Origin of the sequence: Mycobacterium sp. D16Q13, assembly GCF_002013375.1 — a bacterium.
Taxonomy (GTDB): domain Bacteria; phylum Actinomycetota; class Actinomycetes; order Mycobacteriales; family Mycobacteriaceae; genus Mycobacterium.
The window spans coordinates 266,844-289,926 of the sequence record NZ_MAEW01000007.1 but is presented as its reverse complement, the minus strand read 5'-3'; the positions used below and the strand labels follow the sequence as shown (position 1 = coordinate 289,926).

At 65.1% G+C, this 23,083-nt stretch carries 15 protein-coding genes; 9 read left to right on the top strand and 6 right to left on the bottom strand.

Annotated elements, in window-relative coordinates:
• Positions 1–9: 9 nt before the first annotated feature.
• From B4400_RS08420 to acpS, 4 genes are all read left to right on the top strand, one after another.
• The gene (locus B4400_RS08420) at positions 10–831 is read left to right on the top strand and encodes an alpha/beta fold hydrolase (protein WP_078309453.1); all 822 of its coding nucleotides are present in this window, start codon (positions 10–12) and stop codon (positions 829–831) included.
• A 112-nt stretch (positions 832–943) separates the two neighbouring features.
• Positions 944–1,666, top strand: coding sequence for a DUF1906 domain-containing protein (locus B4400_RS08415; RefSeq protein WP_078309289.1), 723 nt, complete (start codon positions 944–946; stop codon positions 1,664–1,666).
• Positions 1,667–2,480: 814 nt separating this feature from the next.
• Positions 2,481–11,738, top strand: a complete 9,258-nt coding sequence (locus tag B4400_RS08410; protein ID WP_078309288.1) for a type I polyketide synthase — start codon at positions 2,481–2,483, stop codon at positions 11,736–11,738.
• Positions 11,735–12,139 (top strand): holo-ACP synthase AcpS, encoded by a 405-nt coding sequence (gene acpS / locus B4400_RS08405; RefSeq protein WP_078309287.1) that lies wholly within the window; start codon positions 11,735–11,737, stop codon positions 12,137–12,139. The genes B4400_RS08410 and acpS overlap by 4 nt, the downstream gene beginning before the upstream one ends.
• Before the next feature lie 101 nt (positions 12,140–12,240).
• Here the strand turns inward: acpS and B4400_RS08400 are convergent, their stop codons facing one another.
• From B4400_RS08400 to bcp, 3 genes are read right to left on the bottom strand one after another with little or no spacing between them, the layout of a single operon-like run.
• A complete protein-coding gene (locus tag B4400_RS08400) occupies positions 12,241–13,842 on the bottom strand; it encodes a DHA2 family efflux MFS transporter permease subunit (protein WP_078309286.1) in 1,602 nt (533 codons plus the stop codon).
• A gap of 8 nt (positions 13,843–13,850) precedes the next feature.
• Complete coding sequence (locus B4400_RS08395) at positions 13,851–14,222, bottom strand: hypothetical protein (protein ID WP_078309285.1); 372 nt, start codon at positions 14,220–14,222, stop codon at positions 13,851–13,853.
• Between the two features lie 5 nt (positions 14,223–14,227).
• Positions 14,228–14,701 (bottom strand): thioredoxin-dependent thiol peroxidase, encoded by a 474-nt coding sequence (gene bcp / locus B4400_RS08390; protein ID WP_078309284.1) that lies wholly within the window; start codon positions 14,699–14,701, stop codon positions 14,228–14,230.
• A gap of 83 nt (positions 14,702–14,784) precedes the next feature.
• Between bcp and B4400_RS08385 the strand changes: the two genes are divergently transcribed.
• Positions 14,785–15,021, top strand: a complete 237-nt coding sequence (locus B4400_RS08385) for a DUF3618 domain-containing protein (RefSeq protein WP_078309450.1) — start codon at positions 14,785–14,787, stop codon at positions 15,019–15,021.
• A 13-nt stretch (positions 15,022–15,034) separates the two neighbouring features.
• On the opposite strand, the gene B4400_RS08380 is transcribed toward B4400_RS08385, so the two are convergent.
• Together B4400_RS08380 and B4400_RS08375 are read right to left on the bottom strand one after the other, a co-directional pair.
• The gene (locus B4400_RS08380; protein WP_078309283.1) at positions 15,035–16,090 is read right to left on the bottom strand and encodes an NAD(P)-dependent alcohol dehydrogenase; all 1,056 of its coding nucleotides are present in this window, start codon (positions 16,088–16,090) and stop codon (positions 15,035–15,037) included.
• Positions 16,091–16,188: 98 nt separating this feature from the next.
• Entirely contained in the window at positions 16,189–17,019 is an 831-nt protein-coding gene (locus B4400_RS08375) for a class I SAM-dependent methyltransferase (protein ID WP_078309282.1), read from the bottom strand.
• 53 nt (positions 17,020–17,072) lie between these two features.
• Here B4400_RS08375 and B4400_RS08370 point away from each other — a divergent pair, with 53 nt between their 5' ends.
• Together B4400_RS08370 and B4400_RS08365 are read left to right on the top strand one after the other, a co-directional pair.
• Positions 17,073–17,699 (top strand): TetR/AcrR family transcriptional regulator, encoded by a 627-nt coding sequence (locus B4400_RS08370; RefSeq protein WP_078309447.1) that lies wholly within the window; start codon positions 17,073–17,075, stop codon positions 17,697–17,699.
• 101 nt (positions 17,700–17,800) lie between these two features.
• The gene (locus tag B4400_RS08365; protein ID WP_078309281.1) at positions 17,801–18,184 is read left to right on the top strand and encodes a hypothetical protein; all 384 of its coding nucleotides are present in this window, start codon (positions 17,801–17,803) and stop codon (positions 18,182–18,184) included.
• On the opposite strand, the gene B4400_RS08360 is transcribed toward B4400_RS08365, so the two are convergent.
• Entirely contained in the window at positions 18,181–21,084 is a 2,904-nt protein-coding gene (locus B4400_RS08360) for an MMPL/RND family transporter (RefSeq protein WP_078309280.1), read from the bottom strand. The two genes, B4400_RS08365 and B4400_RS08360, sit on opposite strands and share 4 nt — an antisense overlap.
• Before the next feature lie 135 nt (positions 21,085–21,219).
• On the opposite strand from B4400_RS08360, the gene B4400_RS08355 reads away from it, so the two are divergent.
• Positions 21,220–22,434, top strand: a complete 1,215-nt coding sequence (locus B4400_RS08355) for a sensor histidine kinase (RefSeq protein WP_078309279.1) — start codon at positions 21,220–21,222, stop codon at positions 22,432–22,434.
• Entirely contained in the window at positions 22,427–23,083 is a 657-nt protein-coding gene (locus B4400_RS08350) for a response regulator (protein ID WP_078309278.1), read from the top strand. The genes B4400_RS08355 and B4400_RS08350 overlap by 8 nt, the downstream gene beginning before the upstream one ends.

Genomic DNA, 23,083 nt, shown 5'->3' with positions numbered 1-23,083 from the left:
AGTAACTATGTGACCACCTCCGACGGGCGCGCGTTGCATTACATGGTCGCCGGAACTGGTGATCCGACCGTGGTCTTCGAGTCCGGAATGGGCTTCTCGCGGTCGGCGTGGGGGCTCGTGCAACCCCTTGTCGCCCAGCGTTTTCGGGCGGTGGTCTACGACCGGGCGAACTTGGGGCGCAGCGATGACGATCATCAGCCGCGCACGCTGGAGCGAATCACCGAGGACCTTGGTGCCCTACTGGCGGCGCTCGGTTCGGGCCCCTACATCCTGGTGGGCCACAGCTATGGCGGAACCATCGCACTGGCCTCGACTGTGGCCGATCCGTCACGTATCGCGGGCATCGTTCTGGTCGATCACTCCGACGAGAACCTCGACGCCTACTACCGCCCGGCTTCGCCTGGCCTGCGGCTCCTCGGCGTGATCCATCGTGCGGTGCTCGACGTGATGGGGCGGGTCGGTCTGCTGCCGTATCTCATTCGCCGCATGATGCCCCGGATGCCACGCGACGTCGTCGATGACATCACGTCCGAAGATCTGACGTGGCGAGCGGGGCGTGCCGCCAACGAGGAGGACCGCCGCTTTGTCGCCGGGGTGACCGGGTTGCGCGATAACCCGCCCGTGATCAACGGAATCCCCATCACCGTCATATCGGGAGCGCGTGCGGAGTTTCTCAATGAGGAGACACGGTCAGAGCTGAACGCTGCCCACCAGTTGACGGCGCATCGGCTCGGTGCGCGTCACGTAGTTGCTCGCAAATCCGGACATCAGATCGTCCTCACGGAACCCCGATTGATCGCCGATGAGGTGTTTCGGATGGCGGACAGTTAGGTAGCGCTGTGCCGTATGTGACACGCGTGGCTGCCGTGCTTATTGAGGTAGCTGTCGTAATCTGAGGTTTGAGTTATTCAAGCGCTCGGAACGGCCTTGTGAGGTAGCAGTCGTGTCACTATCCCGTCGGGATGTCCTCAAATACGCCGCGGCCATGCCCGCCGCGGCGGTGCTGGGTAGTGCCGTCTCTTCCGCGCTGGCACCCTCGCAGGCCAACGCGGCCTCGTTGGGGACCCTCATCGATTACGCGGGCGGAGTACCGACTCCCGAGTCGATCAAGGCCGCAGGACATCTGGGAGCTATTCGGTACGTCTCCGATCCGCGCAGCCCGGGACTGTCGGCCGGTAAGCCCATCAAGCTCGCCGAAGCGCGCGATCTGTATCGGGCCGGTTTGAAGATCGTCTCCAACTATCAGTACGGCAAGCAGGACACCGCCGATTGGCTTGGCGGCCAGGAAGCCGGGATCAAACACGCGCAGCGTGGTTGGCAGCTGCATATCGCGGCCGGCGGCTCCTACAACGTGCCGATCTACGTTTCGATCGACGACAACCCGACACCTGAGCAGTACAAGAATCAGGTGGCGCCCTACCTGAGGGCGTGGGAATCAGTGGTGGGGCATGCCCGTACTGGGCTGTACGGCAACTCCAAGACCATCGATTGGGCGCTGCAGGACGGGCTGTGCTCTTACTTCTGGCAGCACAACTGGGGCAGCCCCAAGGGCTTCGTTCACCCCGAGGCACACCTGCACCAGTTCGAGATCGACAAGCGTCAAGTCGGCGGAATCGGCGTCGATCTCAACGACATTCTCAAGCCCGCCTTCGGGCAGTGGGTCTGACACCGGTCTGAGCGCAGACCTCACCGGCGCTGCGGCGCCTCCCGTGTGGATGGCAACGCCCTTGCAGTAGCCCGCGCTTCAATTCCACATCACGTGATATGGCCACTTACTCCGACCGCGATTGAGCACAGCGAACGCGTGGGTGAACTCATAGGCGGCGTCATGCGGTCATGGCGCGCCGCCCGCGGGACGGCCGACGTCCTTCGCGGTGTGCTGAAAACGGGTGGGGGACCACGGAACCACCACGCCGGGCGATTCGTGGTCCGGCGGTAGTGGGATGTCGACATTGATCCCGACATCGCGGGATAGTGGCGAGGTTTCTGCGCCCGGAGGCGTAGCTGGACAAACCTCATTGGCCACACGCGTCACAGAAGGGGGAGCCGCTCTGCAATATCAGCAAACATGTGGCACGTATTCTGGGAATTCGCGGTCTGGATGGCATTGTTGCGGCTGCTGGATGCGACACGCGCGAGCGTCGGCGGTACTATCGAAATCAAACATAACGATTCGATAACAATCGATGTCTGATCTGCGATGTTATACCTACTCGACCGTAACCACCTGCATGCAGCGCGTTTGATTCGGCGGTCAGTTGCCAGCGCCTGGCCTGCTGTTACGTAAGCGGTGGTTACTCTCGCGTAGAACTCGGCAGTAACTATTACGCCAGAAGAAATCGTCACCCCTCTTATGACACTCTTAAATCCAGACCTGCGGTGATGGTGCATATGCACGTGCCTCAACGCCCCCGATCGACAAGGACGACGACACGGGTGCGGCTGGACTCACGACTGACGGAAAGACGGGTAGCGGCGACGTGACGATCAACGAATACGACAAGGTGACCAGCGCTGAGGATCCCGACGCGAACGGCGCGGTCGATCCGGGCCCCAGTGCGGGACCCGCGCTGATCGACCGTCTGGAGTCTGGTGAGCCGTACGCAGTGGCCTTCGGAGGTCAAGGCAGCGACTGGCTGGAATCACTCGCAGAACTGGCGGCTTCGGCCGGTATCGAATCGGAGCTGGCCACCCTCGCTGGTGAGGCCGAGCTGCGGCTAGAGCCTGTCGCCAAGGAGCTCGTGGTCGTGCGTCCGGTCGGTTTCACCCCGCTTACCTGGGTGCGTGCGCTGACCGCTGAGGAGCCCGTACCCGCCGCCGCGCAGCTGACCTCGGCCGCGGTGTCCATGCCGGGTGTACTGCTGGCGCAGCTGGCCGCGGTCCGCGCGCTGAAGATCCAGGGCCTCGATGTGGCCCAGCTGCCACCGGTCGCCGTCATCGGGCACTCGCAGGGTGTGCTGGCTGTCGAGGCGCTCAAGGCCCATGGTGCCCGCGATGTCGAGCTGCTGGCCATCGCTCAGCTGGTCGGTGCCGCTGCCACCCTGGTCGCGCGCCGCCGCGGCATCGTGGTGCGCGGCAACCGCACTCCCATGGTGTCGGTGACCAATGTCGACCCCGAACGCATCAAGGCACTTCTTGACGAGTTTGCCCAGGATGTCCGTACTGTTCAGCCGCCCGCGCTGTCCATCCGTAACGGCCGCCGCTCCGTCGTCATCACCGGTACTCCCGAGCAGCTGTCGCGTTTCGAGTTGTACTGCGAGCAGATCGCCGACCGCGAGGCCGCCGAGCGCAAGGACAAGGTGCGCGGGGGCGCGATCTTCAGCCCGGTCTTCGACCCGGTCAATGTGGAGGTGGGCTTCCATACCCCACGCCTGGCCGACGGCGTCGAGATCGCCGGTCGCTGGGCGGCGGCCGCAGGGCTCGACATCGAACTGACCAAGGCCCTGACCGAGTCCATCCTCGTCACCCCGGTCGATTGGGTGAACGAGGTGAACCATGTCGCTGACGCCGGCGCCCGCTGGATCCTCGACCTGGGTCCCGGCGATCTCCTGACTCGCCTGACCGCCCCGGTCATCCGTGGCCTGGGGATCGGCATCGTGCCCACCGCCACCCGCGGGGGACAGCGAAACCTGTTCACCCACGGTGCGGTTCCCGAGGTCGCCCGCGCCTGGACCAGCTTCGCGCCCACCGTGGTGTCACTGCCCGACGGTTCGGTGAAGCTGTCCACCAAGTTCACTCGCCTCACCGGCCGTTCACCGATTCTGCTTGCGGGCATGACCCCGACCACCGTCGATTCGAAAATCGTTGCGGCCGCGGCTAATGCGGGTCACTGGTCCGAACTCGCCGGTGGTGGGCAGGTCACCGAAGAGATCTTCAATGCCCGCATAGAAGAGCTCACCGGTCTGCTGGAGCCGGGACGCCAGATCCAGTTCAACTCCTTGTTCCTGGATCCCTACCTGTGGAAACTGCAGGTTGGCTCGAAGCGTTTGGTGCAGAAGGCCCGTCAGGCCGGTGCGCCTATCGACGGAGTCGTTGTGACCGCCGGCATCCCCGAGCTGGAAGAGGCCGTCGCGCTCATCGACGAGCTCACCGAGATCGGCTTCAGCCATATCGTGTTCAAGCCGGGCACGGTCGAGCAGATCCGCTCCGTCGTGCGCATCGCCGCCGAGGTCCCGACCCGTCCGATCATCATGCACGTCGAGGGTGGCCGCGCCGGTGGACACCACTCCTGGGAGGATCTCGACGACCTGCTGCTGGCCACCTACTCGGAGCTGCGTTCGCGCTCCAACATCACCGTATGTGTCGGCGGCGGCATTGGCACGCCCGAGCAGGCTGCCGAATACCTCAGCGGCCGTTGGGCATTGAAGTTCGGATTCCCGTTGATGCCGGTCGACGGCATCCTGGTCGGCACTGCGGCCATGGCCACTCTGGAGGCCACCACCTCGCCCTCGGTCAAGCAGATGCTGGTCGAGACCCAAGGCACTCCTGAATGGGTTCCCGCCGGAAAAGCCCAGGGCGGCATGGCTTCCGGGCGTAGCCAGCTGGGTGCTGACATTCACGAGATCGACAACGCGGCCTCCCGCTGCGGTCGTTTGCTTGATGATGTCGCCGGTGATGAGGATGCGGTGTCCAAGCGCCGCGACGAGATCATTGCCGCGATGGAGCTGACCGCCAAGCAGTATTTCGGCGATGTCGCCGAAATGACGTACGCGCAGTGGCTGAATCGCTATGTGGAGCTGTCCATCGGTGACGGTGACAGCACCGCCGATACCGCTGTGGCGCACTCGCCGTGGCTGGATATCACCTGGCGCGATCGGTTCGAGCAGATGCTCAAGCGCGCCGAGGCCCGGTTGCATCCCAAGGAATTCGGTCCTGTCGAAACGCTGTTCGCCGACGAGTCCCTGGTGGAACGCCCGGCCGATGCCATCGCGGCACTGCTGCAGCGCTACCCCGATGCCGAGGCCATCAAGCTGCACCCGGCCGACGTGCCCTTCTTCGTCGCGCTGTGCAAGACGCTGGGTAAGCCCGTCAATTTCGTGCCCGTCATCGACAAGGATGTGCGCCGCTGGTGGCGCAGCGACTCGCTGTGGCAGGCCCACGACGCGCGCTACACCGCCGAGCAGGTATGCATCATCCCCGGTACCGCCGCGGTCGCCGGGATCACCCGGGTCGACGAGCCGGTGGGCGACTTGCTCAACCGGTTCGAGCAGACCGCTATCGACGAGGTTGTCGCCAGCGGTGCGGAGCCGTTGCCGGTGCGTTCGCGTCTGCGTCGCCGCTGGGATGTCGAGGGTCCGTTGGCCAGCGTGCTGGACGCGCCAGATGTGCTGTGGTCCGGACGCATTGCCGTTAACCCGGTGCACCGGATCGCTCCCGATGGCGCTTGGCAGGTCTTCGAGGACCGCACCGCTTCACATCCGTCGACCGGCGCACGCCTCGAGGTCACCGGTGACGACTCGGTGCGTCTGAGCGTGCCGCTGTCGGGTATCTGGGTCGACATCGACCTGACCCTGCCTGTCACAACTCGCGACGGTGGTACCCCGGTGGTGACCACCGAGGCCGCGGCCGCCGCCATGCGGACCGTGCTCGCGGTGGCCGCCGGCGCTGAGGATCAGGCAGGCCTTCCGGCCGTCCGCAATGGCGCGGCACGCGTTGTCGCGCAGTGGGATCCGGAGCGTGTCGCCGACCACACCGGCGTCACCGCGGTGCTTCCGTCGCCGCTGGCGCCAGGGTCGTCGATCGTGCCGGACGCGCTGGTCGGCCTGTGCTGGCCCGCGGTGTTCGCCGCCATCGGTGATGCCAAGACGGAGGACGGCACGGGCGTCATCGAGGGTCTGCTCTCGCTGGTGCATCTGGATCATGCCGCCCACCTGGTCTCCGCACTTCCCGCAGAGGCCGCTGAACTTACTGTCACCGCAACGGCTTCCACGGCCACCGATACCGAGGTGGGCCGCGTTGTTCCGGTTGAGGTCACCGTGGCGACGGCCGAGGGCACGGTGCTGGCCACACTGCAGGAGCGGTTCGCGATTCTGGGCCGCACCGGGGCAGCCGAACTCACCGACCCGGTGCGTGCCGGTGGTGCGCTTTCCGAGCACGAAGAGGACACCACTCGTCGCCGTCGCCGTGATGCCAAGATCTTCGCGCCGACCGACATGCGGGCGTTCGCGGTGGTCTCGGGTGATCACAACCCGATCCACACCGACAAGTCGGCAGCGCTGCTGGCCGGGCTGGGATCGCCCATCGTGCATGGCATGTGGCTTTCGGCCGCCGCGCAGCACGTGGTGACCTCCGCTGACGCTTCCAGCACCCCGCCGCGCACACTGGTCGGCTGGACCTCTCGGTTCCTGGGCATGGTGCAGCCGGGCGATGAGGTTGACGTGCGGGTCGACCGTGTGGGAATCGATTCCGGCGCAGAGGTTGTGGAGGTTCAAGCCAAGGTCGGTACCGACCTCGTGATGTCGGCGACCGCCCGGCTCGCGGCCCCCAAGACGGTGTACGCCTTCCCGGGGCAGGGCATCCAGCACAAGGGCATGGGCATGGACGTGCGTTCACGCTCCAAGGCCGCTCGCAAGGTCTGGGACAAGGCCGACAAGTTCACCCGTGAGCGTCTCGGTTTCTCCGTGCTGCACGTGGTCAAGGACAACCCGACAAGCCTCATCGCCGGTGGTGTCCACTACCAGCACCCCGAGGGCGTGCTGTACCTGACGCAGTTCACCCAGGTGGCCATGGCCACGTTGGCCACCGCGCAGATCGCGGAGATGAAGGAGTCCGGCTCGTTCGTCGAGGACGCCATCACCTGTGGTCACTCCGTGGGCGAGTACACCGCGCTGGCCACGGTCAGTGGCGTCATTCCGCAGGATGGTCTGCTGGAGGTGGTGTTCCACCGCGGGTCGGCGATGCACGACATCGTGCCGCGAGATGAGCAGGGACGCAGTAACTACCGCCTGGCCGCGATCCGCCCGTCGCAGATCGGTTTGGAGGACGCCGACGTCCAGGCGTTCGTCGCGGGGATCGCTGAACGTAGCGGTGAGTTTCTTCAGATCGTGAACTTCAACCTGCGGGGCTCGCAGTACGCCATCGCCGGAACGGTGCGTGGCCTTGAGCTGTTGGAGGCCGAGGTCGAGAAGCGTCGCGAAGAGTTCGGCGGCCGTCGCTCCTTCATCATGGTGCCCGGCATCGATGTGCCGTTCCACTCCGAGGTGCTGCGGGTCGGCGTCGCCGAATTCCGCCGGTCTCTGGAGCGAGTGCTGCCCATGGATGGTGATCCGAACCTGATCATCGGCAAGTACATCCCGAACCTGGTGCCTAAGCCGTTCACCCTGGACCGTGAATTCATCCAGGAGATCCGCGATCTGGTTCCCGCCGAACCGCTCGACGAGGTGCTCGCTGATTACGACACCTGGCGCAACGAGAAGCCGGTGTTGTTGTGCCGCAAGGTTCTTATCGAGCTGCTTGCCTGGCAGTTCGCCAGCCCCGTGCGGTGGATCGAGACCCAGGACCTGCTGTTCACCGAGGAGGCCGCCGGCGGCCTCGGCGTGGAGCGGTTCGTCGAGGTGGGTGTGAAGTCGATGCCGACCGTCGCCGGTCTGGCCAACAACACCCTGAAGCTGCCCGAATTCAGCCATAGCTCGATCGAGGTGCTGAACGTCGAGCGCGATCACGCGGTGCTGTTCGGAACGGACAGCGATCCGGAGCCCGAGCCTGAGATCGAGGAGCCCGCGGAAAGCACTGCGGCCGCCTCCGGTTCCACCGAGGCTGCTGCTCCGGCTCCCGCTGCCGCCCCCGCGGCGCCCAGCGGTGGCCCACGGCCGGAGGACATCGGGTTCGACGCGTCCGACGCGACGCTCGCGCTCATCGCGTTGTCGACGAAGATGCGCATCGACCAGATCGAGCCGGTGGATTCGATCGAGAGCCTCACCGACGGTGCCTCGTCGCGTCGCAACCAGCTGCTGGTCGACCTGGGCTCCGAGCTGAACCTGAGCGCCATTGACGGTGCCGCAGAGGCAGATCTGTCCGGATTGCGGACGCAGGTCACCAAATTGGCGCGTACCTACAAGCCATTTGGTCCGGTGCTCTCGGACTCGATCAACGATCAGCTCAAGGCGGTCTTCGGGCCGTCGGGTAAGCGTCCGGCCGCCATCGGCGAGCGCGTCACCAAGACCTGGGAACTCGGTCCGGGCTGGGTCAAGCATGTGACCGTCGAGCTGTCGCTGGGTACCCGTGAGGGCACCAGCGTCCGTGGCGGCGATCTCGGTGGCCTGGCGCCCAGCACGCTGGCGGACGGGAACGCCGTCGACGCGGCGATCGACGCGGCCGTTGCCGCGGTAGCCGCGCGTCGTGGTGTCGGTGTGTCTCTGCCCTCGGCGGGTGGTGCCGGCGGCGCGACCGTCGACGCCGCCGCACTGAGCGAGTTCACCGACCAGATCACCGGGCGTGAAGGCGTTCTCGCCTCGGCCGCGCGTCTGGTGCTCGACCAGCTGGGTCTGTCGGCCCCGATCGTCACCCCCGAAGGCGCCACCGACACCGAGCTCGTCGAGCTGGTTTCCGCCGAATTGGGTTCGGACTGGCCGCGTTTGGTGGCGCCGACATTCGACGGCAAGAAGGCTGTGGTGTTCGACGACCGCTGGGCCAGTGCTCGCGAGGATCTGGCGCGGTTGTGGATCACCGAGGAAGACGAGATCGACAGCCAGTGGGCACAGTTGGCAGGCCAGTTCGAGGGCGCCGGGCATGCCGTTGCCACGCAGGCCAATTGGTGGCAAGGCAAGTCGTTGGCGCAGGGCCGCAATGTGCATGCCTCGCTGTTCGGGCGGATCGCCGCCGGCGCCGAGAGCCCCGAGCAGGGCACGTGGGGCGACGAGGTCGCGGTGGTGACAGGTGCCTCCAAGGGCTCGATCGCCGCGGCGGTGGTCGCCGAGCTGCTGTCCGGTGGTGCGACGGTTGTCGCCACCACCTCGCGTCTTGACGAGGACCGATTGGCGTTCTACCGCAATCTGTACCGCGAGAGCGCGCGGTTCGGCGCCAGGCTGTGGGTGGTACCGGCCAACATGGCCTCGTACGCCGATATCGATGCACTGGTGCAGTGGGTGGGCACCGAGCAGTCCGAAAGCCTTGGTCCGATGTCGATCCACCTCAAGGACGCCCAGACCCCGACGCTGCTGTTCCCGTTTGCCGCACCGAAGGTGGTCGGGGATCTGTCGGAGGCCGGTTCGCGTGCCGAGATGGAGATGAAGGTGCTGTTGTGGGCCGTGCAACGGCTCATCGGTGGTCTCTCGGCCATCGGCGCAGAGCGCGATATCGCCTCGCGTCTGCACGTGGTGCTGCCCGGTTCCCCGAACCGAGGCATGTTCGGCGGCGACGGTGCGTACGGAGAGTCCAAGGCGGCTCTCGATGCGCTGGTCACGCGCTGGAAGGCGGAGTCGTCGTGGGCGTCGCGAGTCAGCCTGGCGCACGCGCTGATCGGCTGGACCCGCGGCACCGGGCTGATGGGTCACAACGACGCCATCGTCACCGCTGTCGAAGAGGCGGGAGTCACCACGTACTCCACCGCGGACATGGCATCCATGCTGTTGGCGCTGTGCTCACCCGAAGCACGCGTGCAGGCCGCACAGGCACCGGTGGAGAAGGACCTCACCGGTGGGCTGGCCGAGGTTGAACTCGACATGGCTGAGCTGGCCGCCAAGGCCCGCGAGGACATGGAGGCCAAGGCGAAGGCCGAGGCCGCTGCATCCGCCGATGAGGAGGACGATCCAAACCTCATCGCGGCACTGCCGTCTCCGCCACGGGGATACACCTCGACGCTGCCTCCGGAATGGGCCGACCTTGACGTCGACCCGGCCGATCTGGTGGTTATCGTCGGCGGTGGCGAGCTCGGTCCGCTGGGCTCCTCGCGTACCCGCTACGAGATGGAGGTCGACGACGAACTGTCGGCGGCCGGCGTGCTGGAACTCGCCTGGACCACCGGACTGGTCAAGTGGGAGAACGACCCCGAGGCCGGCTGGTACGACACCGAATCCGGTGAACTGGTGCCGGAATCGGAGCTGGTGGAGCGGTACCACGACAAGGTGGTCGGCAACATCGGTGTCCGCGAGTTCGTCGACGATGGCGCGATCGACCCCGATCACGCTTCGCCGCTACTGGTGTCGGTGTTCCTGGACAAGGACTTCACCTTCACGGTGTCGACCGAGGCCGAGGCTCGCGAGTTCGTGAAGTGGGACCCCGAGCACACGGTGATTCAGCCGTTGGCCGAGGGCAGCGACTGGCAGGTGACTCGCAAGGCGGGCACCGAGGTTCGCGTGCCGCGCAAGACCAAGCTGTCGCGGACTGTCGGTGCGCAGATTCCGACCGGTTTCGATCCCACCGTCTGGGGCATCACCCCGGACATGGTGAGCTCCATCGACCGGGTGGCGCTGTGGAACATGGTCGCGACGGTGGACGCCTTCCTGTCGGCGGGCTTCACCCCCACGGAGCTGATGCGTTGGGTGCACCCGAGCCTGGTGGCCAACACGCAGGGCACGGGCATGGGTGGCATGACCTCGATGCAGACCATGTACCACGGAAACCTGTTGGGCCGTAACAAGCCGAACGATATCCTGCAGGAAGTGCTACCGAACGTCGTTGCCGCGCACGTGGTTCAGTCGTACGTCGGCTCGTACGGCTCGATGATCCACCCGGTGGCGGCTTGCGCCACCGCGGCTGTCTCCGTCGAAGAAGGTGTCGACAAGATCCGCCTGGGTAAGGCGCATCTGGCATTGGCCGGTGGATTCGACGACCTGACACTGGAGGCCATCATCGGCTTCGGTGACATGGCGGCGACCGCCGACACGGAGATGATGCGGGCCAAGGGCATTGCGGATAAGCGATTCTCGCGTGCCAACGACCGTCGTCGCCTTGGCTTCGTCGAGGCCCAGGGTGGTGGCAGCGTGCTGCTGGCGCGCGGTGACCTGGCGCTCAAGATGGGTCTGCCGGTGCTCGCGGTGGTCGCGTACGCACAGTCGTTCGGTGACGGCGTGCACACCTCGATCCCGGCTCCGGGCCTGGGCGCGCTGGCGGCCGGCCGCGGTGGCAAGGATTCGGATCTGGCGCGCTCGCTCAACAAGCTGGGCGTCACCGCCGACGACATCGCCGTCATCTCCAAGCACGACACGTCCACGCTCGCGAACGATCCCAATGAGACCGAGCTGCATGAGCGGCTCGCGTCCTCGCTGGGACGCTCGGATGGTGCGCCGCTGTTCGTCATCTCGCAGAAGAACCTGACCGGCCACGCCAAGGGCGGTGCCGCGGTGTTCCAGATGCTGGGCCTGTGCCAGGTGCTGCGCGACGGCGTTATTCCGCCGAACCGCAGCCTGGACTGTGTCGACGACGAGCTGGCCACCAGCCAGCACTTCGTGTGGGTACGAGAGTCGCTGCCGCTCAAGGAGAAGCTGCCGCTGAAGGCGGGCCTGGTGACGAGCCTCGGCTTTGGCCACGTATCGGGTCTGGTGGCGCTCGTGCACCCGCAGGCGTTCATCGCGTCGCTGCGTCCCGAGGATCGTGACGACTACGAGAAGCGTTCGCGTGAGCGCGTTCTGTCCGGACAACGTCGCCTGGCCTCGGCCATGGCCGGCGGTCGCCCGATGTACGAGCGGCCGGACGGACGTCGCTTCGACCACGACCATGACGAGTCGGAGAAGCGTCAGGAAGCTTCGATGCTGCTGGATCCGGGTGCGCGCCTGAGTGAGGACGAGGTCTACCACCGGTGATTGTCGGTATCGGGATCGACCTAGTCACCATCTCCGAGTTCGGAGAGCAACTAGCTAGTCCCGGAACGGCTTTCGGGTCCGCGTTTACGCCGGGGGAGCGGCGTGACGCGGCCTCGAAGACCGGTGGTGAGGCGCGGTACTTGGCAGCCCGCTGGGCGGCCAAGGAGGCCGTCATCAAGGCGTGGTCGGGTTCGCGGTACTCGCAGCGGCCGGTGTTGCCGGAGAACATCCATCGCGACATCGAGGTCGTCACGGACACCTGGGGCCGCCCGCGTATTCGGCTCTCCGGGGCGATTGCCGAGTATTTGGCGGATATGACGATGCACGTGACCCTGACCCATGACGGTGATACCGCGGCGGCCTTCGTCGTGCTGGAGCAAGAAGGCGGGACCGAGTCCTAGCGTGGCCTCCCTTTCCGTCGAGTGCGAGTCTGACGCGGAATTTGGGTCAAAATTCCGCGTCACGCTCGCACTCGCTGCGCGCGCCTAAAGGACCTCCGGGGCTAGCGTGGCTTCTGCTCCGTGGTGAGCGTCGTGGCCGGTGTGATGAGGAGTGTCGCGGCGAGTCCGGCCACCAGAAACGCGGCGGCCAAGTAGCTGCCCAACTCAACACCGTGAGCCATCGCCTGGCGTGCGGCGTCGGCGATTCCCGCGGTCTGTGGTTGACGGGCGAACTCGTCGATGGCGGCACCTGCGCTGCGGACAACCGCTCGGGTGAGTGCATCGGATTGTCCGGGAGGGATGCCCGCGGCGGCGAGAGTGTCGCTGAGCCGTGCGCTGATGGCGCTGAAGAAGGCTGTGGTCAGCACAGCGATCCCGAGGGCCGAGCCGAGCTGCCGGAAAACGCTCTGGATGCCGGAACCCTGGCCGGAGCTGCGCTCGGGAACATCGGCGAGCACCACGTTGGTCACCTGGGCGGTGGCGAAGCCGATGCCGATCCCGTACACGAACAGAGCCACCGCGAGGGCCCACCACGTGCTGTCCGGCCGGGCGATGTAGCCGAGCGCCGCTAACCCCACGGCCTCGAGCGTCAGCCCGATGCGGACCAGTCCCAGTGCCGAGATTCGTGACGTCATACCGAAACTCGCGCCGCTGGCCGCGAAGCTGCCGAGTGCAATGGGTACCAAAGCCAAGCCTGCTTGAACCGCGCTGTACCCCAACGCGAATTGCAGCCAGAGGGGGATCACGGCCACGATCCCGAATTCGCCCATCCCGATGATCAGCGTTGCGATGTTGCCGTTGCGGAAGGAGTCGATGGAGAAGAGCCGCACGTCCATCAGCGCCGCGGTCGGCTGCGCTGGATCGATATCGCGGGTCAGGGTGATCTGGCGGATGACAAAGGCGGCGAGGGACAGCACTGCCAGGACAAGTGCGGCGAACACCGGTGACAGGTCGAGCGTCCAGCGCGTGCCCAACAGCTCGAAGGGCTCAGTGGTGTGAATCCACCCGTACGTACGACCGTCGATCAGCCCGAAGGCAAGCAATCCCAGACCGAGGATCGAGAACACGGTTCCCGTGACATCGACGCGTGCCTGCGTGCGCGGTGAGCGTGGGATGAACACCATCGCACCGACGCAGATGACCGCGACGAGCGGAATGTTGATACCGAAAGCCCAACGCCACGAGGCATGTTCGGATAGCCACCCGCCGAGCAGGGGGCCCAGCGCCGTCGCGGCACCGATGGTCGAACCCCAGACGGCAAAGGCCTGGCCGCGCGCCTTACCGGTGAACTGCGCGTTGAGCAGTGCGAGCGACGTCGGCAGGATCAGCGCGGCCCCGGCGCCCTGCAGAAAGCGGGCCAGTATCAACCAGCTGCCGGTGGTGGCGATACCTGCCAGCAGGCTCGTCACGCCGAAAATCACTACGCCGGTGAGGAAGACGCGGCGGGCGCCCAAAATGTCCGAGACACGTCCGACGAGCAGCAGCAGTGCCGCGAAGACGATCGCGTATGACTCCTGCACCCACTGCGCCTGTGCCGATGTGACTCCGAGATCGCGCACGATCGAGGGGATGATGACATTGACGATCGTCGTGTCGACGACGATCAGCGCCACCCCCAGCGAGATGGCGGCTAAGCCCAGCCACTTGCGGGCGGTCTCTGCCATGGGAGTCCTCAACGGTTAGGGGCTTCGTAATCGCTTTGATCCCATGCGGCGACGGGCAAGGTCAGATACACACCCGCCGTCTGTCCGTCTTCGAGGGCGTTTCGCACCGCGTCGTGGATCGCCTGGGCGCGGTGCTGACGGTCCTCCGCTCGGTCGCTGAACCACTTCGACTTCACCTCGACGAGGACGTCGATATCGAAACGGTCGAATGGCCCGACCTCGTGGAATCGGATCAGCACATCGCCGGGCTGGAGGTGGTGGTCGTAGGGCTCGTCCGCGCACTGCACCGCCAGGGAGACCGCGTGAGGCAGAACTTCGGCCAGCCTTGCGCGGGTGCCATTTGTGACCGCGGGGCCGCAGGTGATGTCGATCAGTGGCATCTGATCTAGACGGATATGTCGCGGCGGAGCTTGGCGACGTGTCCGGTGGCCTTCACGTTGTACTGCGCCACCTCAATCTTGCCCTTTTCGTCCACGACGAAGGTCGATCGGATGACGCCCTCGACGATCTTCCCGTACAGCTTCTTCTCGCCGAAGGCGCCGTACGCGGTCAGCGTCGTCTTGTCGGGGTCGGACAGCAACGGGAAGTTCACGCCATCGCGCTCCCGGAACTTCGCCAGCTTCTCGGGCTTGTCGGGCGAGATGCCGATGACGTCGAGGCCCGCGCCGTTGAGTTCGGCGAGGCTATCGCGGAAGTCGCAGGCCTGTTTGGTGCAGCCGGGCGTCATGGCGGCCGGATAGAAGTAGATGATCACCTTGCGACCCTTGTAGGACGACAGCGATACCTTCTCGCCGTCGGCGTCGAGCAGGGTGAACGCCGGGGCCTTATCGCCAACTTCGAGCCGCTTGGTTTCCGCCATGACCGGTGCCTTTCTGTTGACCCGTACAGTTGTTGCCCTAGGGTAGTTGCTTGAGTGTCAACCGCGGACGTGGAGGAGTGCAGGTGGCCAGGGATCCCGAGGCAATCAAGGCCGATATCGACAAGGCCCGCGACCAGCTCGCGGCAACAGTCGACACCCTGAGCGACCGCGCCAATCCGCAGCGCCTGGCCGAGGACGCCAAGGCGTCGGTGCTTGCGACGCTCAACAAGCCGGCCATCAAATTCACCATCCTCGGTGTCGGCGCCGTGGTTGCCGCACTGGTGGCGCGCAGGGTTCTGCGCAAGTTCCGTCGCGACTGATTGCGCGCCTTACTCAAGCCGTAAAGCTGGCTCCGTCGATCACGAACCGGTACCGCACATCGCTCTTGAGTACCCGTGCATAGGCCTCGTTGATCTGAGGCGCCTCAATCTTCTCTACCAGCGCTGCGATGCCCTTGGCCGCGCAGAAGTCGAGCATTTCCTGGGTTTCGGCGATTCCGCCGATTGGTGAGCCCGCCCAGCGGCGGCGTCCGAAGACCAGCGGCGAGGGCTTGAAATTGATCGGGTCCTCCGGCAGCCCCAGTTGAACCAGCGTCCCGTCCTTATCCAGGAGCCACAGCAGGCCTTCGACGTCGATCCCGTCGGAGACCGTGTTGAGGATCAGATCGAAGGAGGACGCGAGCTTGGTGAAGGTGGCCGGGTCGCTGGTTGCGTAGTAGTGGTCTGCACCGAGGCTCAGGCCATCCTCCTGCTTGCGCAGTGATTGGCTCAGCACCGTCACTTCGGCGCCCAGCGCGTGGGCGATCTGGACACCCATATGGCCAAGGCCCCCAAGGCCAATGACGCCGACACGAGTGCCGGGGCCGGCCCCCCAATGGTGCAGTGGGGAGTACATGGTGATTCCGGCACACAGCAGCGGAGCGGCCTGATCGAGAGGAAGCGCGTCCGGAATCCTCAGCGCGAATGCCTCATCCACCACGATGAGGTCGCTGTACCCGCCATAGGTCGGCCGTCCGTCCTTGCCCACCGCGTTGTACGTGCCAACAAAGCCGCCCTCGCCGTCGCAGAACTGCTCTTCGCCTGATTTGCAGTTGGCGCACTCGCCGCACGAGCCGACCATGCAGCCGACACCGGCGCGGTCGCCAACCTTGAACTTCTCGACCTCGCTGCCGACCTGGGTTACCACACCGGCGATCTCGTGCCCCGGCACCACGGGGAAGCTCGCGGGTCCCCAATGGTTGCTTACCGTGTGGATGTCGCTGTGGCAGATTCCGGCCCAAACGATATCGATGACAATGTCTTTCGGGCCGGGTTCGCGACGCTCGACCACAGTCGGGCGAAGTGGCTCCGTCGGGGAGAAGGCGGCATACGCGGGGACAGACAACGTCACGAGGAACTCCTCACATCATGGTCGTTTGTGAATATGAGAAGCCTAGGAACTGGAGTGCGCTCCAGTTCAAGTTGGGAGCGTGCGGTGTTGCCGCAGGTCTAGAACTCGAACCGCAGAATGCGCGCGGAGCGTCTCATCGACGCGCTGTACCGCGCCAGCCGCGACGATATCCGCAGCCAGGCCGGAAACAGTTCCACCTCGGGGGCATCCACCAGGCTGAACTCTTCGACGAATCGCAGCTTGGGGTTCCAGCGCTCCGGGGTGCGCGGATCGTCGTAGCCCTCAAACCCGCGCAACTGGTTGACCTTCTTGAACATCTTCTGCGGGAACAGCTTTGAAATCCACACGCCCACCACCATGCGGCCGTAGTCGTTGAACGCCAGCTGTCCGGCGGGGAAGTGATCGGTGACAGCCCGCATGGTGGAGATGATCTGTTCCTTGGTCAGGAAGGCGAAGAACCCGTCGGCGACCACCATCGCCGGACGATCCGACGGTATGTCGGCAATCCACGCCGGGTCGGTGATGGACACCCCGATGGTGTGCTCTGCCGGGCCCGGAGGCATGACCTCATCGCGCAGTCGAGCCATCCCGGGTAGATCGATGCTGTACCAATCGACGGTGGCCGGCGGCTGGATGCGTCGATACCCATCGTCCAGACCCGCACCGAGGTCGACGACCACCGCGTTGGGGTGCTGGGTGATGAACCTCCGCACCCGATCGTCGAGAAGTTTTGCGCGTAAAGCTGATTGGCATGCTACTGGAGCGAGCACCCCCAGTGCGTCGAAGTCGTAATCGATCTGGTCGACGGCGGCCGTCGCGCCTGGATCCGGCAGGATCGGTCGCGGCCAGCCGTCGTTGACGGCCCGTGCCTTCAGGGTGAGAAAGGCGGTCTCTTCCTCCGGGGTTATGCCGCTGGTGTCAATGCCCATGCGTTCGACTATACAAGCGTGTAGTCAATTGCCCATTCGTGTAGCCTATGGCGATGAAGAGCCCGGATCCTGACGACCTCACCGCCCGCGCCCGGATTCGTGACGCGGCATTGCATGAGTTCGGTGAGAAGGGATACGACGGCGCCACCATTCGGGGCATTGCCGCACGAGCCGGAGTGTCCTCTGGGCTGTTGCGCCACCACTTCGGGTCCAAGCAGGAGCTGCGGGACGCGTGCGATGAGTACCTGGTCAAGACGATGCGGGACATCAACGAGCAGGTTCAGGCGAACGTGGAACGCGGTGACGTGCACTATGTTTCGGCCCGCATTCCGATCGGTCAATACCAGGACTACATCAGCAGGGCGCTTGTCGACGGTTCCGCGGGGCAGGTGTTCGACGAGATGGTCGCGATGACCGAGGGCTGGCTGGCGAGTGCCGACCACAACCGCGTGTTCCCGGCCGATGTCGACGTCAAGTCCCGGGCGACCGTTATCACCGCGATGGCCTTGGCTGTGCCGCTGCTCCAGCAACATGTTTCGCGGGGGCTGGGCATCGACGTCAATTCTCCCGAGGGTGACCTGAAGATGGCGGCGACCCTTGTCGACGTCTACGCCAACCCCTTGTTGACTCCGGAGCAGGCACAATCTGCGAGGGAGGATCTCGCGCGCAGAATGAGGTAGCTATATCTTATTGAGCAATATTCGCTGCATAGGGTGGCAAGTATGTCTTCACCTGGTTACTCTGAGCGCGTGCCAGGTTTCCGTGAGCGGGCGGTACTCCGATGATTATTGTCGCTGGTCTGCGGGTGGACGCGACTGCGATGAAAGCGACAGCGATGCTGCTCTACGTCGTCGGATTCGCGTTCACGGTGTTTTTTGGCATCGACAGGGTGCGGCTTGCCGTGGTGCTTCTCGTTGGTATCGCAGCGACGTTCTTGCACTACTGGCCGGTGCGCGAGAAGTTCGACCGAATCTCCCTTGCGGTTGCGCTCGGCCTGGTGATCGCGTTCGTGCTCGACGCGTGGTCAACCAGGGTTATCGAGCAGACGATGGTGCCCAGTATCGGAATCGGCGTGGTGCGCCTGCTGGCCTGGCTGCTGTCGGTGGCCGGGATCCTGGCGTTCCCTCGTCGCTTGATCGACAGGGACGACGCCCCGGACGCCTAGGCTCCCGTTCTTTCCAGCCGCGACGGCCGCGTCACCAGGTATGAGAGCACACCGGCGGTGCGGGGCGAGCGCGCCTTTGACCATCGGAACAGCAGCCCGTGCAGCAGCGGTACCGGTGACCACCAGAACCACGTGCCGAGCAGCCCTGCCACGGCAGGTACGACGAACGTTCTGACGATGAGCGTGTCGATGATCAGCCCAACGCCAATGGCGGTGCCCACCTGCTCGATGCTCAGCACATCGCTGGAGAGCATCGCGAACATGGTGATGCCGAAGACGATTCCGGCCGTGGTGACCACGCCGCCTGTGCCGCCGAAGGCGCGGATCATCCCGGTGCGCAGGCCGGCGCCATCCAGGAATATCTCCTCACGCATACGCATGGTGAACAACAGGTTGTAGTCGGCGCCCACCGCCACCAGTGCGATGAGGGCGATCGACGGGACCGACCAGTGCAGGTCGCGCCCTAACAGGTCATGCCAGATCAGGGTGGTGATCCCGAGTGCGGACGCGTACGAGATGACGACGGTACCGATGACCACCGCCGCTGCCACCGGACTGCGCAGCATGACCAACACGATGAGGAACACCAACGCGAGCGCCACGGCCGCCAGGAGCAAGAAGTCGTCGCTGACGTATCCGCGCAATTCGGCAGTGCCGGTACCGAATCCGGCGATGTTCACCGAGCTCCCCGCGAGGGTGCCCTCCTTGGTGGCCTCACTGACCGCGAGGGTGATCTGCGGAGATCGATGTGCGCCGTCGGCGCCGAACACTTTGCCGTCTCCGAACACCAGCATGCGGGTCGAGCGGCCGTCGGGGGCGAAGTACAACCCGGCGGCCCGCTGGAAGCGCGGGTCCTGCCACGCACGCTGCGGTAGATAGAAGCCACCCTCGCCGCTGCTGCGAAAATCCTCGCGCATCGCGCGCAGGTACTCGGTGAGTCCGGAGAACATGGTGCGCGTCTCGCCGACCGCCCTGGTGAGTTGATCGGTGATCGTGCCCAGCTGCGCCACCGTCGCCCGCATGTTCTTCACCGAATCCACGGCGCCGGAGAACGATTTCTCCATTCCCTGAGCGCCGGTGCCGAACTTGGCGGTGCTGGAGGTCAGCGAGGCGGTGGCCGCCACCACGGAGTCCATCGGCTCGACGGCCTTGAGTACCAGGGAGCAGATGCCGTCATTGGCACAGTTGGGATTGCCGTTGGTGTAGTTGCGCAGCGGATCCATGTATTCCGATACCTCAGACACATTGTCCTGCAGCGCTTTCATCCCCGAATGCATGTCGCCGACGCCGCTGTTGAGCTCGCCGAGTCCGCTCACGCCGCCTGCCAGGCCCTTCTGCAGCTGCGCGATCGCCTTTGAGAACTGGCTCAGCGTCGCCGAGAGTTGGTCGACGGCTCCCAAACGCTGGCTCATGTGGGTGGTGCCGTCGTCCAGCTGATCGGCGATGATTCCTGCTTGTTCGGTCAGTGCCGCCTGTTCGGGGATGGCACCCGCCGGGCGGGAGGCCGATTGGACCATCCGAATGCCGGGAACCTCCATGAGCTTCTTGGTCACTCGCTCGATACCGATGACTCCCGCCGGGTTGCGCAAATCATGATCGGCTTCGATCGAGACGATCTCCGGCAGCAACCGGTTCGGCGGGAAATGCCTGTCCATGGCCTGATAGCCGCGGTTCGCGTGCGTGGAAAGTGGCTGCGAGGCAAGCTCATCGAAGCCAAGGCGCAGGCCGGCGACGGGCAGGGCGCACACGATGAGCACGAGTACCGAGCCGACCAGCACCGGACCCGGCCAGCGGGCGACCATGGTACCGACTCGGCGCCACCGGCGTCCCGGCTGCCCGCGCAGCGGCCGCGGCTGGGCCAGCCCACGGCGACCGGCCAGCCCGATGAGCGCGGGGAGCAGGGTCAGGGAGGCCGCCATGCCGGTGAGGATGCCTATGGCACACGGCAACCCGGCGCTGCGCAACATTCCGACCTGGGCGAACATGAGGCAGGAGAGGGCGGCGGCGATGGTCAGGCCGGATGCGGCGATGACCGGCGCCACGCTGCGGTTGGCAGCGGCGAGCGACTGCTCGTGCTCCAGCCCCGAACGGCGCTGTTCGTGATAACGCCCGAGCAGGAAGATGCCGTAGTCGGTCGCTGCGCCGAGCACTAAGGCGGCGAGCAATGCGACCGAGAAGATGGAAACCTCAATGAGATTGCGTTCGCCCAGGAAGGCGACGATGGAACGCGCCACGCCCAGGCCCATGCCCACGGTGATCAAGGGGATCGCGGCGGTGATCGCCGATCGGTACACGGCGAATAGCAGCAGGGCGATGAGCACCACGGTGACGCCGGTGATCATGAGCATTTGCGTATCGATGGAGGTGAGCTCATCGGCGATGGTGGCGCCGGGCCCGGTGACCCATGCGTGCATGCCGACGGGCGCGGGCTCGTCGGCAACGAGCTGCCGGACGGCGTCCAGGGAAGCGTTGGCCTGCGCGCCGCCGAGCTCGCCGGTCACGCGCAGCATCGTGTACGCGGTTTTGCCGTCCGCACTGAGTGCGCCCTCGGCAGTCATGGGGTCGGCCCACAGATCCATCGCCGAGTCCAGATGGGCGGTATCCGCGCGCAGTTTTGTCAGCAGCCGATCGTGATACTGATGCTCGACAGGCCCCAGTTTGTGGTCGCTTTCCAGCACCAGGTAGTTGAGGTTGCCACCGTCGCCGTCCTGGAACTGCCTGCCCATGACGGCGCCTGCGGTATTCACGGGGGCACTCTGCGGCAGGAAGCCACGGGCATGGTTGTGTGCCGTGCTTTCCACCTGTGGCACAAGCAGGTTGCCCGCCGCAGCGGCGAGTATCCACACCCCGATGACGAGAATCGCGTATCGGCTGCAGAACCTTGAGATGGCTTCCCACATGCTCAGTGAAGTTACGGAGCATGTGCGGCGGCTGTCGTCGTGCTGTGGGCGAGACTTCTCCTCCTACCGTGGTAGGAGGAGAACATCCGCGCCGAGCATGATGTGCGGCGGGGCAACCGCCTCTACGCTGGCACTATGGATTGGTTCCGAGAGACCGCGTTGCAGCGCCGTGCTCTGGTGCCGTACGAATTTCCGTGGGCGGTGCCGCTGGTCATGTACAGCAGCACGCTGCTCATCGTGGGTTGTGCTGTCTTACAGCGAGGTTTTGCGCGTCCGTGGCTGTTGGCCTTGGCGGGCCTGCTTGCGCTGACTCCGATATTGACGTTCATCATCGCTGGTCGCAAGCTGAACGCATTCTGGACAGTGGCGTTCGCTCTGGCGGGGGTCGGGTTGTTTCTCACCTGGCCGCCCAATGTCGTAGATGCTGCGCCCTTTCTCCTGATGTTCACGCTCGGTGAAGTGGGAGCCATTGCGTCGGTGCGTGCCGGACTCGCCGCGGTCGCCTCCTGTGTGGCGTTGCTTGTGGTCGCCGAACAGCTGCATCATCTCGGAACCTTCTCGCTCTACATGGTGTTCTTTGTGGCCTGCGGGTGGTTGATAGGGCGCATCATGCAGCTGCAACAACGTCTGCTCTTACAGGAACGCGCACAGCAGGCGCGCATGCAGGAACAGGCCGCCTCCGATGAACGGCGCCGCATCGCGCGCGAAATCCATGACGTGATAGCGCATTCCCTGTCGGTGACCATGCTTCATCTGACCGGCGCGCGGCGGGCGTTGCAGGAGGATCACGATGTCGACGACGCCGTTGCTGGCTTGCTCGATGCCGAACGTCTTGGACGTCAGGCGATGTCGGATATCCGCGGTACGGTGGGATTGTTGAGCACTGGTCCCGCCGGAGCCGAGCCGCTGCGGCTGTCTCCGGAACCCGGTATCTCCGATATACCTGATCTGGTCGCCGATTTCACGGCGGCGGGGATGGCAGTGGAGTCACACATCTACGGGTCAGGTGAGTCCGTCAGCGCTGGAGTGGGTTTGGCGTTGTACCGAGTGGCTCAGGAATCTTTGGCCAACATCGCCAAGCATTCGCCTAGGTCATCGGCTGCGGTACTCCTTGATATCAACGGGTCGGCTGCGAGTCTGACCGTGAGCAATGACCTGGCCGCGGAATTGTGTCCAGATGTGTGCTCGGGAGGCGGGCTCGCGGGCATGCGGCAGCGCATCGAGATGCTCGGCGGGGAGTTCCGTGCTGGGTGGGCGGAAGACGGCTGGACAGTTTCGGCCAGCGTCCCGTTGGAATCCCATGGGACACCGTGCCGTGCGCGGCGAAAGGTGTTATGGCTTCATGACTGACATCGAGGTGGGCGTGCTGCTTGTCGACGATCAGGAGCTGGTACGCACGGGGTTGCGCCGGATTCTGCGTCGCAAGGACGGATTCTCGATCGTGGGGGAGTGCGCCGACGGTAGTGAGGTAGCGGCGGCGGTGACGTTGAGGCGGCCCGACGTGGTGATCATGGACCTGCGCATGAAGCAGATGAGCGGGATCGAGGCGATCCGATTGCTGCACGCCTCCGATGGGCCGCCCGCGTTGGCGCTCACCACATTTGACGATGACGAACTGCTTTCCGGGGCGCTACGTGCCGGCGCCGCGGGGTTCATCCTGAAGGACTCGCCCGCCGAGGAGCTGGTCCGCGCCGTGCACGCCGTGGCCCGCGGCGAGGCATACCTGGATCCGGCGGTGACGTCGCGGGTGCTCAGCGCCTATCGGCGCGCGCCGGCCGCCACTACTGGCCATGCCGAGGAGAAGCTCACCGTGCGGGAGCTGGATGTGTTGGGGCTCATCGCTTCCGGTGCCACCAACTCCGAAATCGCTGAGCAGCTGGTGATATCCGAGGTGACGGTCAAGAGTCACATCGGACGGATCTTCGTCAAACTCGATCTACGCGACCGGGCCGCGGCCATTGTGTACGCCTATGACCACGGCATCGTGACGCCCAAATAG

Bases quoted from the DNA above. Each gene is read 5' to 3' on its own strand.
- B4400_RS08400 (WP_078309286.1), bottom strand. From the start codon at position 13,842: ATGGCAGAGACCGCCCGCAAGTGGCTGGGCTTAGCCGCCATCTCGCTG.
- B4400_RS08395 (WP_078309285.1), bottom strand. From the start codon at position 14,222: ATGCCACTGATCGACATCACCTGCGGCCCCGCGGTCACAAATGGCACC.
- bcp (WP_078309284.1), bottom strand. From the start codon at position 14,701: ATGGCGGAAACCAAGCGGCTCGAAGTTGGCGATAAGGCCCCGGCGTTC.
- B4400_RS08375 (WP_078309282.1), bottom strand. From the start codon at position 17,019: ATGGGCATTGACACCAGCGGCATAACCCCGGAGGAAGAGACCGCCTTT.
- B4400_RS08370 (WP_078309447.1), top strand. From the start codon at position 17,073: ATGAAGAGCCCGGATCCTGACGACCTCACCGCCCGCGCCCGGATTCGT.
- B4400_RS08365 (WP_078309281.1), top strand. From the start codon at position 17,801: ATGATTATTGTCGCTGGTCTGCGGGTGGACGCGACTGCGATGAAAGCG.
- B4400_RS08360 (WP_078309280.1), bottom strand. From the start codon at position 21,084: ATGTGGGAAGCCATCTCAAGGTTCTGCAGCCGATACGCGATTCTCGTC.
- B4400_RS08355 (WP_078309279.1), top strand. From the start codon at position 21,220: ATGGATTGGTTCCGAGAGACCGCGTTGCAGCGCCGTGCTCTGGTGCCG.
- B4400_RS08350 (WP_078309278.1), top strand. From the start codon at position 22,427: ATGACTGACATCGAGGTGGGCGTGCTGCTTGTCGACGATCAGGAGCTG.